Source organism: Vibrio sp. 10N.261.55.C5, from assembly GCF_041470505.1.
GTDB classification, from domain to species: Bacteria; Pseudomonadota; Gammaproteobacteria; order Enterobacterales; family Vibrionaceae; genus Vibrio; species Vibrio crassostreae_C.
Genome location: NZ_JBFRMS010000031.1, coordinates 1 through 13,192, shown reverse-complemented (window position 1 = coordinate 13,192; position 13,192 = coordinate 1). Strand labels below are relative to the sequence as shown.

Here is a 13,192-nt window from a genome sequence, read left to right as displayed (position 1 = left end):
TTCCCTGAAGACTTGATAACTTTCGCTACCAATTGCAATCCTTGTCACCGCACAGTACCAGTTTGGTCTATGGCACAACAAATCAGTCATGTTGTGTCTAACATCTATAGCGTATCGCTAATTTTGGCTTAATCCCAGAAGAATAACGTTCGAGTTGATTTCGAGGTTACTTTCTTGCCAACAGAGACATCCTATCCCTTTAGCTTATACATTATAGGTATCCATCAATAAATTGTAGTGCTCCTTAGAACGCAAACGGTTTGTATCTCAAAAAAACATTCTAGACCCATTATCGACTTCAAGCTGATGCTTATGCTCATCTCAAAGAATCACTAGGCCTAAAAACAAAAAAGCCCCGCAGCAATTTCTTGCTACGGGGCGATATTATTATGGCGTCTATATATCGATTTCTAACTAATTAGAAAGACAGGAAGAAGCCAGCAATTGTTGCTGCCATCAGGTTAGATAGAGTACCAGCAATTACCGCTTTAACACCCATACGTGCGATGTCGTGGCGACGGCTTGGTGCAATACCACCTAGACCACCTAGAAGAATCGCAATTGAAGAAAGGTTTGCGAAACCACATAGTGCGAATGCGATGATAGCTTGAGTCTTCTCAGACATCACTTGACCAGTTGCTGCAACAACTTGAGCGTTTTCACCAACGTATGGTACGAAGTTTAGGTATGCAACGAATTCGTTAACAACTGTCTTCTGACCAATGAAAGAACCAGCGATAGTTGCTTCTTCCCATGGAACACCAATGATGAATGCTAGCGGTGCGAAGATCCAACCTAGAAGAAGTTCTAGAGTTAGGTTTTCCATACCGAACCAACCACCGATGCCACCTAGGATACCGTTGATTAGAGCAATTAGACCGATGAATGCTAGTAGCATTGCACCAACGTTAAGTGCTAGTTGTAGACCAACTGATGCGCCACCTGCTGCTGCGTCGATAACGTTAGCTGGTTTGTCATCGCCACCGTCCATTTCGTCAGCGATGTTGTCGTCTGGCGTATCTGTTTCAGGCTTGATGATTTTAGCGAATAGTAGACCACCTGGTGCTGCCATGAATGATGCTGCTACAAGGTACTCTAGAGGTACACCCATAGATGCGTAACCCGCTAGTACACCACCAGCTACAGAAGCCAAACCACCACACATTACTGCGAATAGTTCAGAGTTAGTCATTTTAGGAACAAATGGACGAACAACTAGAGGTGCTTCAGTTTGACCAACGAAGATGTTTGCTGCTGCAGACATAGACTCGGCGCGAGAAGTACCTAGAGCTTTCTGAAGACCACCACCAAGAACTTTGATTACAATTTGCATAACACCAATGTAGTAAAGTACAGAGATAAGTGCAGAGAAGAAAATCAGAGTTGGTAGTACTTGGAAAGCAAAGATGAAACCGATACCGTCAACTGAGAAGTTAACTAGGCTGCCGAATAGGAAACCAGTACCGTCTTTACCGTAGTCGATCACGTTTGCTACACCAGCAGAGAAACCTGCAAGTAGATCACGACCCCAAGGGATGTAAAGTACGAATGCACCAAGTGCGAATTGGATAGCGAAAGCGCCACCCACTGTTCTTAGATTAATAGCTTTGCGGTTGTCAGATAGTAGTACTGCGATTGCGATCAGTGCAACCATTCCGACTAGGCTCATAAACAGGCTCATAGTTTATGACTTCCTTATTAGTTATTTATTGGCGTGTTACAAAATGGGGCTATAAAGCGGAGGCAATTATACTCATGCGACCACTAATAAAGTAATGCCGTCCTCACACTTTCGTAGAAGATTCATGTACCATTCACACACAAATGTGATCCAAATCACAAGCTCAGTGCGATTTACGCAAACGATAAACAAAAACCTTCGATTTTATTCACATATACCGAATGCGCGATGGCTATTTTGCCAAATTTGCGCTGCAATCGATTGCTTTGGCTCTTTTCTAAGCAAAAAAAGTTCATTTAAGATCGTAACTAAATATTTGGAATGATTAACATTTCCTTGGTTTCCATACATGGGCATGTCCGGAGCATCCGTTTCCAATACCAGACATTCAAGGGGCAATTTTGCGATGGTTGTGCGTGTTTTTTGCGCTCTTGGGTAAGTTATCGTTCCACCGACGCCAATATAGAAACCGAGCTTGATCCACGCCAAAGCTTGCTGTTCACTCCCAGAAAAACCGTGAATCACACCACCTAAGGTGAACTTATGCTGCTTTATTAGCTCGATAAGTCGGTTGTAAGACTTCCTCTCATGGATGATTAAAGGCAGGTCAAACGCCTTGGCAAGTTCCATTTGCTGGATGAAAAAGCGCTCTTGTTTCTCCTGTTCCACATCCACAAAAAAGTCCAACCCACACTCACCAATGGCCACACACTGACGTGTTTTTGATGCGAGTAGTTGGTGAAGTTCTTCAAATTGCATCTCATCCGCTTGCTCTAAAAAGTAAGGATGAAAGCCTAATGCGTAGTAAACATTGGGGTGAGATTGCGCAATTTTCTCAAGCTTATGCCAGTTATTTTGACCAATAGAAGGGATGAGTAACTTCTCAACTTGAGCCTGTTTTGCCTCTTTGATATATCCCTCAATGCTCAGCTCATGGGTAAAACCTTGCTCAAACGCCTCAAAGTCTGCGTGGCAATGTGTATCAAATAGCGGAAAATCACTTGTTTGCTGTGTCATCTTTCCCACTCTCAGCTTGCTGCCCTTGAGGATCTCGACGATAAGGAACACAACTGCGCTTGTTTTCAGGCGTTAGCCCAAGCTCTTCACACCACTTATCGTATTTCCTAATCCAAGCTTTTATCCAACCGAACATAACTGCCTCTAACCTCAGCCTTTAAACCTCAAATAAAACGCATTAAAAAACGCCTATTGCAGAACAATAGACGTTTTTGTTTAACTCGAATAGATCGCGGAGAAATTAGTGCTCGCGCGTCGCTCTGAACTGAACTTCAGGGAAGCGTTCAGAAGCTAGGTTCAAGTTCACCATAGTTGGTGCGATGTAAGACAGGTTGTCACCGCCATCTAGCGCAAGGTTAGATTGGTTCTTACGTTTGAATTCTTCTAGTTTCTTAGCGTCATCACATTCAACCCAACGAGCTGTTGCAACGTTAACACCTTCGTAGATAGCTTCTACGTTGTATTCCGCTTTCAAGCGCGCTACAACCACGTCGAACTGAAGTACACCAACCGCACCAACGATCAGATCGTTGTTCTGCATAGGACGGAATACTTGTACTGCGCCCTCTTCTGAAAGCTGAACTAATCCTTTTAGAAGTTGCTTCTGCTTCAGTGGATCGCGTAGGCGAATACGACGGAATAGCTCAGGTGCGAAGTTAGGAATACCAGCGAACTTAAGGCTCTCACCTTGAGTAAAGGTATCACCAATCTGGATAGTACCGTGGTTATGTAGGCCGATAATATCACCCGCGTATGCTTTTTCAGCACGTGCACGGTCGCCCGCCATGAAGGTTACCGCATCAGAGATACTTACACTCTTACCAGTACGAACATGGTTCATCTTCATACCTTGGTTGTAAGTACCCGACACGATACGCATGAATGCGATACGGTCACGGTGTTTAGGGTCCATGTTTGCTTGGATCTTAAATACGAAACCAGAGAACTTCTCTTCTGTCGCTTCAACATCACGCTCGTTCGCTTGACGCGTTTGAGGTGCTGGAGCCCATTTCGTTAGACCATCAAGCATGTGGTCAACACCAAAGTTACCCAATGCAGTACCGAAGTAAACCGGCGTTAGCTCACCAGCAAGGAACAGTTCGTGATCAAACTCCGGACAAGCACCAATAACAAGCTCTAGTTCTTCACGTACGCTTTCCGCAAGATCAGCACCTACCGCTTCATCTAGCTCAGGGTTGTCCAAACCTTTAATGATGCGAACTTCTTGAATCTCATGACCGTGGCCAGATTCGTACAAGATCGTTTCGTCACGGTGAATATGGTAAACACCTTTAAACTCTTTACCACAACCGATTGGCCATGAGATTGGAGCACAGGCCATACCTAGCTCGCTTTCCACTTCATCAAGCACTTCCATCGGGTCACGAACATCACGGTCAAGTTTGTTCATAAACGTTACGATTGGAGTATCACGAAGACGTGTTACTTCCATCAGCTTACGAGTACGGTCTTCGACACCTTTAGCAGCATCGATAACCATCAAACAAGAATCAACCGCTGTTAGCGTACGGTACGTATCTTCCGAGAAATCTTCGTGTCCTGGAGTATCGAGTAGGTTTACTAGGCAATCATTGTATGGGAATTGCATTACCGACGTAGTTACCGAGATACCACGTTCTTTTTCCATCTCCATCCAGTCAGATTTAGCGTGCTGGTTAGAGCCACGGCCTTTTACGGTACCCGCTTTTTGAATCGCGTTTCCGAATAAAAGAACTTTTTCAGTAATCGTGGTTTTACCCGCATCCGGGTGAGAGATAATCGCAAACGTTCTACGTTTGCTCACTTCTTGTTGGAAAGACATAGTCGCCCTTTGCTGATCTAAAGCGTAAAAAGGGCAAGTAGATAATACTTGCCCTTGAATTCTGTGTGCGGATTATACAGAAAGCGTATCACTTTCTAAAGGGTCAGTTTACACCCTATTTTTTGGCTAATTTTGTGATTAGCTATCTAGTTAGCGAAAAGACGTAACATGACTAGCTAAAAGACATAAAAAGATAGCTCATAATGATGGCATCTTCGTTGCCTTGTTTAGTTGGATAGTAATTACGACGGCGATCAACTTCGTTGAAGCCTGCCTTTTCGTAAAGATTAAACGCGTTCACATTACTTTCGCGAACTTCCAGCCAAGCACTTTCCGCGTCAGCTTGCTCACACATATCAAGGAAATGTTCCGTTAACGCTTTTCCATACCCTTTGCCTTGCTGGCTTGGGTCTACCGCGATATTAAGCAATGTGACTTCGCCAACGATGTTTTGCGCGAAGAAATAGCCCACCACTTGTCCATCAACTTCAAGGACATGATGACAAGCGCCTCGGCTATCAAGATCTCGGATCATATTTTCAGACCAAGGGTGAGAATGCGCGGCCTGCTCTATCTTCCAAATGGCGTCTAGGTGTTGTTGTGAAGTCGGTAAAAATTGATTAGTCATAAGCACAAATTTGTTGCCATAAGTCGCGGCGGTGTTGGTTGTTACCGTTAATGTCAGACAGTAATGGCGATTGAAGTGTTTTAGCCTTCAGCTCTTGAGCCGACTCACAACCAGCAAACCATATCCACTCAACCGAACCTAAATCCACAGTAGACAAGTGTTGCGGTTGAAGGTGTAAAGCCTGAGATAAGTCGAGCTTGATACTTTTGAGTACTCGCTCAAACATCACGGCGAGATCTTCCTGAGGTTTTTCAGGCGAAACCAACAGTAACTTGCAATCGCTCGAGAGCGGAGTCAATTCAGATTCATAACCTGCTAAACGCTCTGGGTGACTTAGTTCCCATTGGCTAATGCCCATCTCATGTAGGTATTGCGCGTGTGTTTGTGACATATCTAGCGGTAGTAACCTTAAGTTTATTGGAGCCAAAGTTTATTGAAACCAGAAGTTTGTTAGAACTAGTTTTGTGAAAGCTGCCTCTATTGAAAGAGCGCTTATTAGAGCAGGGCTGATACTAACAAAAAATAAAGGAGCATCAAGCTCCTTTATTTAGACTAAATCAGTTTGTATCTTGTTGCGTGATAAATCAGCTTATAAGTCGTTGAACTCGGGGCTGTAAGCAATCTCACCAGCATGTCCAGCAAACGCACCGTTTACCAATTCAATCGCTTGGAAAGCACCTTCAGGCACATCCCAAACACAACTCAGGCCAAACTCGCTCGCAGCCTTGAAACCAAAGCGGCTGTAATAAGCAGGGTCACCCAACACAACGCAAGCTGGGTAACCAAAATCAACCAAAGTGGAAAACGCATCTTCAACTAGAGATTTGGCAATGCCTTGGTTGCGGAACTCTTCTTTCACAGCGAGAGGCGCAAGCCCTTGCCAGTTATGATCGTCGCCATCAAGAGTGATAGGGCTAAACATCAGGTGACCAACCACCTCGCCTTCATCAGAACAAGCCACCAGCGATAGCGTTAAATGGCTATTCTCACGCAAGCTCATAACCAAGTTAGCTTCTGCATCTGTTTCAAAAACAGATTTCAATAAACGATCAATGACAAGTATATCTGCCGGTGCTTCAGTTCGAATAAGCATTCATTACCTCACTTTGTGTATCTGGGGATTGTACTCCCTTCTGCACAAAATCAGCTAATTGATTTAACAAAGTTTTCATAGGAGTCGGCAATAAGTCCAAATCTACGCTATCCATCAAGTTTTTAACTTCTAAACCGAGCTCGGTATCGCCTTCAATAGACAGTCTACGTTGGAAGAAAAGCGTATCTGGGTCTTCTTTACGCCCCGCAATCAACACAAGATCGTTAAGATTGCCGCTAAAGCTTACATCTTCAACCACCTCTTTATCAGCTACAACCAGTTGCTCATTTTTGTAGCTAATACACCAACTTAACCCCATGTCTTTTATTGAGACTTTCAGCCATTTGTCTTCTAAAAACTCAAAGTCACCGTCCTCTAAAGCTTCCTTGAATACATTCTTAAGCGCCTCCAATAAGGCTCTTTTTTGTACTGTTTTAGGCAATAACTGGACTGGAGGTCGCAAAATTGATGCGGCATTTTGAACTAGTTGAGTGCGAATCTTGTTTATCACGTGACTTATCCGTAACTTTGTCAATAATATGGAATGCATCATAGATGATGTTGAGATCTCAGTTACTGTTATGTATCAAATTAACTTCTGTTTGATACTCGACCTTTAATATCCTGAAAATCACAGTTATAGTAACTCAGGTAATGAGAATTACAGCGGATCGCTGCACTCACAGGTAAATATCGATAGCCACACAAAAAGTAATAAATATTTATCGATAGTGAATATTCAAGCTCTTGGAGAATTGGTAGTACTTTGATGCCTCCCCAACAACTACAACATTGGTTTACCCAGCTAACTGCAAATAGTCCGTTCTTTTTTGCAGTACTTGATGCTCAACATAACTATTTTATGGTGAATGAGCGTTACTGCGATATTGCTGGTTTGAGTCAAACAGAGCTTGCAGGCATGAATGATCGCCAAACATTGGGCGAACAGTTCTACCAACATCTCAAGCCTTACTATGAGCGTGCATTCAGTGGCGAAACGATTGAGGCCGAAGTCACCCTCAACGAAACAGACCTCGATACCAGCCTTCATTTCAGCCTATCTCCGCTTACCAATGGCAACAAAACCGACTACATCGTCTTTCACGCCTTCGACACATCAGAAAACCAAGTACTTGTCCGTTCTTTAGAAGAATCCGAAGCCAAATTCCACAAACTATCTCAACTACTCCCTGACGGATTACTGCTCGTTGAAAGTGACTATATCTTGTCATCCAACCCAGCGGCAGCGCGCCTGCTTGGCTTTAACTCAACCACAGAGTTAATTGGCGAACAGCTGGGACGCCTATTTATCGATGAACAAACCAAAACAGTCTTCAATAATAACCTCAGCTCTATTATTTCTGAGTCTGGTTTGGTTTGCTTAACGGGTGCGCGATGCGGCTTTGAACGTAAAGTTCAGCTCAACATCGACTCCACCACCGTTCTTGGAAGCAACACTCAGTTGGTGCTTATCCAAGACGCACAAGAAACCGCAAAACAATACACACCGGCAAACAGTGAAGATGCCTACATCGATGCACTGACCAAGCTCTACAACCGAGTTGGGTTTACTAAGCGTCTTGAGCAGTTCATTCACAATGATACGCCGGTGGTGATGCTCTACTTAGACATTGATAACTTTAAGAATATCAATGACTCACTTGGTCATCACATCGGTGACAAGGTGATTAAAGAGGTCGCTTCGCGTCTTAAACGCTTACTGCCTCGTAAGGCCGTGATTGGACATTTAGGCGGGGATGAGTTTGGTATTATCCTGCCAGAACCTGAACATCAGCGAACACCTGAAATGCTCGCTGAAAAGATCATATCTCTGATCAATCAACCCTTCGATCTTCACCACTTTAGCAAGCGCTTAGCCTGCTCAATTGGTAGCGTGAGTTTTCCTCAAGATGGTACTGATGCTCGTATCTTGCTGCAAAATGCAGACACAGCAATGTATGAAGCCAAAGATCGTGGGCGCAACCGTCTGATCAAGTTCAACGAACAGATGAACAAAGAAGCGCGTATGCGACTGTGGCTTGAGATAGAGCTACAAAAGGCGCTGCAACAAAATGGACTTGAGGTTTGGTATCAACCGAAAGTGAATGCCCGTGATTTCACCATCAACGGCGCTGAAGCTCTGGTACGTTGGAAGCATCCTGTCGAAGGTTATATCAGTCCGGCCGCGTTCATTCCTGTGGCGGAACGAGCAGGGCTTATTGAACAACTTGGCCGAGTGGTAATGCGTGAAGTATTTGCTACGGTTAAGCGCTGGAAGATGCAAGGTATCCTTCCAGGTCGAGTGGCTATCAACCTTTCACCAGAACAGTTTGGTAACCCGAAACTGATTGATTACATGGAAAAGCTACTGCGTTCGACCGAGCTTGATCCAAGTGCGATTACGTTCGAGCTAACGGAAAGTGCGGTGATGAGTGATAGTGAACACACACTCCAAATGCTTAACGCCATCAAGAAACTTGGCTTTGCTCTCTCCATTGATGATTTCGGTACAGGTTACTCTTCACTGTCTTACCTTGCTCGCTTCCCAATTGATGAGCTTAAAATAGACCGTGCTTTCATCTCTGATATCGATACCCTACCAAAGCAAATTACCGTAATTGAAAACATCATCAACCTAGGTAAATCTCTCGATTTGACCGTGGTTGCAGAAGGTGTCGAAACCAGTGAGCAAGCGACTCTGCTGTCTAACCTCAACTGTAGTTCGATTCAAGGCTTCCACTTCTATCGTCCGCAACCAAAACAAGATGTCGAAGAGTTGTTTGCTCAAAACCGCCGTCATAAGAACTGATTAGACGATTCCAATACGCACCTCATTCAAAACCAAAGCAACACACAAAACTACCACTCGTCAGTACCTCAAACGGAGTAAAAGCAGATTTATCCATCTAAACCTGCCTTACATCAATTCCGTCATTCACAATTCTTCATAAAATGCTCGCTTCAACTTAATTCTACTGGTAGTGAGCAAATGGAACTCTTATGCCCAGCGGGTAACTTACCTGCTTTGAAAACCGCTATTGATTGTGGTGCGGATGCTGTCTATATCGGATTCAAAGACGATACCAATGCCCGACACTTTGCAGGCCTAAACTTTGCGGGTAAAAAGCTCGATCGTGCTGTGCAGTATGTGCATGACCACAACAAGAAAATTCATGTTGCCCTAAACACATTTGCTCACCCAAATGGCTTCGACCGTTGGACTAATGCCGTAGACAATGCTGCTGCACTGGGTGTTGATGCGTTGATCATCGCAGACATCGCGGTGCTTGAGTACGCAGCAAATAAGTACCCAGATCTAGAACTGCACCTATCAGTGCAAGCATCGGCAACCAATGCAGCAGCTATCGACTTCTACCATAAAAACTTCAACGTTAAGCGTGTCGTACTGCCGCGTGTATTGTCGATTCATCAGGTCAAACAGCTTTCTCGTAATATCACTTCTGACGTTGACCTTGAAGTATTCGCTTTTGGTAGCTTGTGTATCATGGCAGAAGGCCGTTGTTACCTCTCTTCATACATGACAGGCGAATCACCAAATACCGTTGGTGCTTGTTCTCCCGCAAAATACGTTCGCTGGCAAGAAACAGAAACTGGCCTCGAGTCTCGCTTGAACGAAATCCTTATCGATAAGTATGAAGCAGGTGAGAACGCAGGTTACCCAACGCTGTGTAAAGGCCGCTTTGAAGCCGAGATCGATGGTGAACGTAAGCGCTATCACGCACTTGAAGAGCCCACCAGCCTCAACACGCTATCCATGTTGCCTGAGCTTTTCGCGGCAAACGTTGCCTCAGTGAAGATTGAAGGTCGCCAACGCAGCCCGGCTTATGTTGAACAAGTCACTCGCACGTGGCGCGCAGCTATCGATCGCTACTTAGCGAACCCAGAACAATACCAAGTGGAACAAGCTTGGAATGCGACACTGGCGAATGTATCGGAAGGTACACAAACCACGCTTGGCGCTTATCACCGTAAATGGCAATAGAGCCAAATGGAGAACTCAATGAAATACGCATTAGGCCCTCTACTTTATTTTTGGCCAAAACAAGACGTTGAAAGCTTCTATGAGCAAGCGAAATCAAGCTCTGCCGATATCATCTACCTAGGTGAAGCGGTGTGTTCAAAGCGTCGTGAGATGAAAGCGAAACACTGGATGGACATTGCTAAAGAGCTGTCGGCTTCAGGTAAGCAAGTCGTACTTTCCACCATGGCATTGCTAGAAGCACCAAGCGAAGTCAACATCATGAAGAAGTACATCGATAACGGTGACTTTGCGATCGAAGCCAATGATGTGTCTGCTATTCAACTGGCCAGCGAAAGCAAAGTACCTTTCGTGGTTGGCCCGGCAGTAAACACCTACAACGCACGCACCCTGAACCTGTTCTTGAAACAAGGTATGACGCGTTGGTGTATGCCTGTTGAGCTTTCTCGCGAATGGCTAAGCAACGTAATGATACAGTGCGAAGAGCTAAATATTCGTAACAAGTTCGAAGTTGAAGTGTTTAGCCACGGCTACCTGCCGCTTGCTTACTCAGCACGCTGCTTTACCGCTCGCGCTGAAAACAAAGCTAAAGACGATTGCGAAACCTGCTGTATCAAGTACCCAACAGGGCTGCAAGTAGAAAGCCAAGAAGGCCAATCAGTCTTCAACCTTAACGGTATTCAGACGCAATCAGGCTACTGCTACAACCTAGTCAATGATTTACCGAACATGCACGATCTGGTTGATGTGGTTCGTTTAAGCCCTCTCGGTATCGATACCTTCTCTGAAATCAACAACTTCAGAGCAAACGAGCAAGGTCAAAAACCGATGAAAATTGAAAGCCGCCAATGTAATGGGTATTGGCATCAGCTTGCAGGTTTAGACGTTAAGAACATCTAGTTCCTCGCATTGGACTAACCAGTAACAAATACAAAAAAGGTCTAGCATTCGCTAGACCTATTTTATTCGACTTAAGAAACGCGACCTATGCCGCCGCGGTTTCCATCGGTGAGGTATCGAGCTTCTTTATATCTTTGTAGAGCATCACCATCACCACCACACTTAGCGCGATGTTAGACAGTGGGTACGCAATCCAGATCCCCGGCACACCATACAACTTAGGCATAATGTACAAGAACGGTAGTTGGATAAGCATATTACCTATAGTCACAAACATCGCCTTGCTGCCCTTGTTCACCGCTTGATAGTAAGCAGCTGCGACTACCAAGAAGCCATCCAGCGCCAGTGCAAACATGTGAAGGCGAATACCCAACACGGTGTACTCAACCAACTGAGGTTCGTCTGAGTTAAATACTGATACAAACTCACGTGGGAACGCATTGAGAAGCAGCACGAACGCCACACCAATCAATACCGAACTCATCATCGCAATCTTAAGTAGCTTGCGGATGTTTGCTTGGTTACGCGCACCATGGTTGTAGCTCACCAATGGTTGCATGCCGTTGGCGATACCTTCAGCCGTGAGATAATAAACCGTCACGATGTAGCCCAAAATCGCGTAAGCACCGATCATCAACTGGTCGCCATATTGAGAGAACAACGCATTGTGCAACGCCACCATCATCGAACCATAAGCGTACATAAAGAAGCTTGATGTACCAATGGCGAAGATTTGTGGAATCACATCCAGCTTCAATCTCAACTCATTCCAACGTAAACGTAGGTTTGCTCGACGCGAGAAGAAGTAAGCCAAGCCGAGAGCCGTTACTACAAACTGGGCAATCGCTGTTGCTAATGCTGCACCCATCAACTCCCAGCCATACAGAGCGATAAACAGGTAATCGAGTGCGATATTAATCACAGCACCAACGATCATCAATATCGTCGCTAAATTAGGGCTGTCATCGTTACGCAGTAGAAACGGCATCGCGATCGAACCTAGTGTGAAGACACTAGCACCAATCAGAATGTGTAAGTACTGCAGACCAAGTTCATACACTCGCCCTTCAGCGCCCTGCCAAAGCAAGAAGTTATCAGCAAACAAGAACAGCAATGCAGAGACAATAGGCGTTATCGCTAACAACAAGGTTAAGCCCGTTGCTAAGATCTGCTTAGCGCCTTGAGTATCTTTTTCACCTTGGCGAATCGAGACAAGCGCACCTGTGCCCACACCCACCAACATACCAATACCAAGAATCGAACCAATCACAGGCCACGCAACATTGATACCTGCAAGTCCATCAGCCCCCACATAGCGGCCAATGAAGATGCCATCCACCACTTGGTACAGGCCATTAACCAACATGGCCGCCACGGTAGGGATTGTGTATCGCCAAAATTGACGACTAATTGAGTTACTCATTTCTTACTCTACTTTCATTTGTGAGTCGCATATCAACAAGATATGACTCGAAAAATTAGTTAACAAGGCTAACTAAATATCTAAATTATTTACTTTAAAGCTTTATTTAATAATAGGTTTAACTGCTGAGATTCTTGCTCAGACAAACGGCTTTCCAGTATCTGTGCCATGACCTGATAGATCTTACTTTCTTCTTCCAAGCCGACTTCCGCTTTGCTGGTCAGTACGACCAACTTAGACCTCGCATCTTCGAGCGAAGCTTTACGCTCAACGAGACCTTTTCTCTCTAACCTTTGAACCATAGTAGTTGCTGAAGGCTTGGTTACTTGCATTTCAATCGCCAGATCTGTCAATCGGATCGGTTCAGGAGAGGCTTGAATGACCTTCAAATAGTCATATTCATTGAAGCTCAATTGGCAAATAGGATCTTCATTTACCTGAGTGCGCCATATCTTAGAGGCGAAGCGCTCAATCTTTTCTAAATTCTGGTTCAGCATACTCACCTAATCAAAGAATGGCATTTAGTTAGCAAGACTAACTATTTTAATGTTGTTTAAATAAAAAGCAATCAAAACGAGATGAAGATCATAAAAAAGGAGCATAAAAAAATGAAGTGACCCCGTAAAGT

At 44.6% G+C, this 13,192-nt stretch carries 13 protein-coding genes; 3 read left to right on the top strand and 10 right to left on the bottom strand.

Features of this window, described 5'->3' with window-relative positions; genetic code table 11:
* Positions 1–418: 418 nt before the first annotated feature.
* The 8 genes from AB4263_RS12430 to AB4263_RS12395 all read right to left on the bottom strand — a co-directional run bounded on the left by AB4263_RS12430 (position 419) and on the right by AB4263_RS12395 (position 6,752).
* Positions 419–1,681, bottom strand: coding sequence for a NupC/NupG family nucleoside CNT transporter (locus AB4263_RS12430; protein ID WP_017058833.1), 1,263 nt, complete (start codon positions 1,679–1,681; stop codon positions 419–421).
* Between the two features lie 204 nt (positions 1,682–1,885).
* The gene (locus AB4263_RS12425) at positions 1,886–2,698 is read right to left on the bottom strand and encodes a TatD family hydrolase (protein WP_229647649.1); all 813 of its coding nucleotides are present in this window, start codon (positions 2,696–2,698) and stop codon (positions 1,886–1,888) included.
* Positions 2,679–2,834, bottom strand: coding sequence for a DUF5363 family protein (locus AB4263_RS12420; RefSeq protein ID WP_171732460.1), 156 nt, complete (start codon positions 2,832–2,834; stop codon positions 2,679–2,681). Before AB4263_RS12420 ends, AB4263_RS12425 begins: the two co-directional genes overlap by 20 nt.
* A 105-nt stretch (positions 2,835–2,939) precedes the next feature.
* The gene (gene prfC, locus AB4263_RS12415; protein WP_017059244.1) at positions 2,940–4,520 is read right to left on the bottom strand and encodes a peptide chain release factor 3; all 1,581 of its coding nucleotides are present in this window, start codon (positions 4,518–4,520) and stop codon (positions 2,940–2,942) included.
* Between the two features lie 172 nt (positions 4,521–4,692).
* Positions 4,693–5,148 carry a ribosomal protein S18-alanine N-acetyltransferase gene (gene rimI, locus AB4263_RS12410; protein WP_017063281.1) on the bottom strand — a complete coding sequence of 152 codons (456 nt, stop codon included), beginning with the start codon at positions 5,146–5,148 and terminating at the stop codon, positions 4,693–4,695.
* A complete protein-coding gene (locus AB4263_RS12405) occupies positions 5,141–5,539 on the bottom strand; it encodes a DNA polymerase III subunit psi (RefSeq protein ID WP_017063280.1) in 399 nt (132 codons plus the stop codon). Before AB4263_RS12405 ends, rimI begins: the two co-directional genes overlap by 8 nt.
* A gap of 198 nt (positions 5,540–5,737) precedes the next feature.
* Positions 5,738–6,241, bottom strand: a complete 504-nt coding sequence (locus AB4263_RS12400; protein WP_017063279.1) for a GNAT family N-acetyltransferase — start codon at positions 6,239–6,241, stop codon at positions 5,738–5,740.
* Complete coding sequence (locus AB4263_RS12395) at positions 6,225–6,752, bottom strand: SCP2 domain-containing protein (protein ID WP_372098287.1); 528 nt, start codon at positions 6,750–6,752, stop codon at positions 6,225–6,227. The genes AB4263_RS12400 and AB4263_RS12395 overlap by 17 nt, the downstream gene beginning before the upstream one ends.
* A gap of 258 nt (positions 6,753–7,010) precedes the next feature.
* On the opposite strand from AB4263_RS12395, the gene AB4263_RS12390 reads away from it, so the two are divergent.
* The 3 genes from AB4263_RS12390 (at position 7,011) to AB4263_RS12380 (ending at position 11,141) form a co-directional block, all read left to right on the top strand.
* Positions 7,011–9,050 (top strand): bifunctional diguanylate cyclase/phosphodiesterase, encoded by a 2,040-nt coding sequence (locus AB4263_RS12390; RefSeq protein ID WP_017059239.1) that lies wholly within the window; start codon positions 7,011–7,013, stop codon positions 9,048–9,050.
* 180 nt (positions 9,051–9,230) lie between these two features.
* Positions 9,231–10,244, top strand: coding sequence for a peptidase U32 family protein (locus AB4263_RS12385; protein WP_017068227.1), 1,014 nt, complete (start codon positions 9,231–9,233; stop codon positions 10,242–10,244).
* 18 nt (positions 10,245–10,262) lie between these two features.
* Positions 10,263–11,141 (top strand): U32 family peptidase, encoded by an 879-nt coding sequence (locus AB4263_RS12380; protein ID WP_372098286.1) that lies wholly within the window; start codon positions 10,263–10,265, stop codon positions 11,139–11,141.
* An 85-nt stretch (positions 11,142–11,226) separates the two neighbouring features.
* Here AB4263_RS12380 and AB4263_RS12375 read toward each other — a convergent pair whose 3' ends face one another.
* Entirely contained in the window at positions 11,227–12,564 is a 1,338-nt protein-coding gene (locus AB4263_RS12375) for an MATE family efflux transporter (protein ID WP_372098285.1), read from the bottom strand.
* A gap of 89 nt (positions 12,565–12,653) precedes the next feature.
* Positions 12,654–13,061, bottom strand: coding sequence for a MarR family winged helix-turn-helix transcriptional regulator (locus AB4263_RS12370; protein WP_017056675.1), 408 nt, complete (start codon positions 13,059–13,061; stop codon positions 12,654–12,656).
* Positions 13,062–13,192 lie beyond the last annotated feature (131 nt).

What these genes read in the sequence shown, in the direction of transcription:
- AB4263_RS12430 (WP_017058833.1), bottom strand. Translation starts at nt 1,681, where the DNA reads ATGAGCCTGTTTATGAGCCTAGTCGGAATGGTTGCACTGATCGCAATC.
- AB4263_RS12425 (WP_229647649.1), bottom strand. Translation starts at nt 2,698, where the DNA reads ATGACACAGCAAACAAGTGATTTTCCGCTATTTGATACACATTGCCAC.
- AB4263_RS12420 (WP_171732460.1), bottom strand. Translation starts at nt 2,834, where the DNA reads ATGTTCGGTTGGATAAAAGCTTGGATTAGGAAATACGATAAGTGGTGT.
- prfC (WP_017059244.1), bottom strand. Translation starts at nt 4,520, where the DNA reads ATGTCTTTCCAACAAGAAGTGAGCAAACGTAGAACGTTTGCGATTATC.
- rimI (WP_017063281.1), bottom strand. Translation starts at nt 5,148, where the DNA reads ATGACTAATCAATTTTTACCGACTTCACAACAACACCTAGACGCCATT.
- AB4263_RS12405 (WP_017063280.1), bottom strand. Translation starts at nt 5,539, where the DNA reads ATGTCACAAACACACGCGCAATACCTACATGAGATGGGCATTAGCCAA.
- AB4263_RS12400 (WP_017063279.1), bottom strand. Translation starts at nt 6,241, where the DNA reads ATGCTTATTCGAACTGAAGCACCGGCAGATATACTTGTCATTGATCGT.
- AB4263_RS12390 (WP_017059239.1), top strand. Translation starts at nt 7,011, where the DNA reads ATGCCTCCCCAACAACTACAACATTGGTTTACCCAGCTAACTGCAAAT.
- AB4263_RS12385 (WP_017068227.1), top strand. Translation starts at nt 9,231, where the DNA reads ATGGAACTCTTATGCCCAGCGGGTAACTTACCTGCTTTGAAAACCGCT.
- AB4263_RS12380 (WP_372098286.1), top strand. Translation starts at nt 10,263, where the DNA reads ATGAAATACGCATTAGGCCCTCTACTTTATTTTTGGCCAAAACAAGAC.
- AB4263_RS12375 (WP_372098285.1), bottom strand. Translation starts at nt 12,564, where the DNA reads ATGAGTAACTCAATTAGTCGTCAATTTTGGCGATACACAATCCCTACC.
- AB4263_RS12370 (WP_017056675.1), bottom strand. Translation starts at nt 13,061, where the DNA reads ATGCTGAACCAGAATTTAGAAAAGATTGAGCGCTTCGCCTCTAAGATA.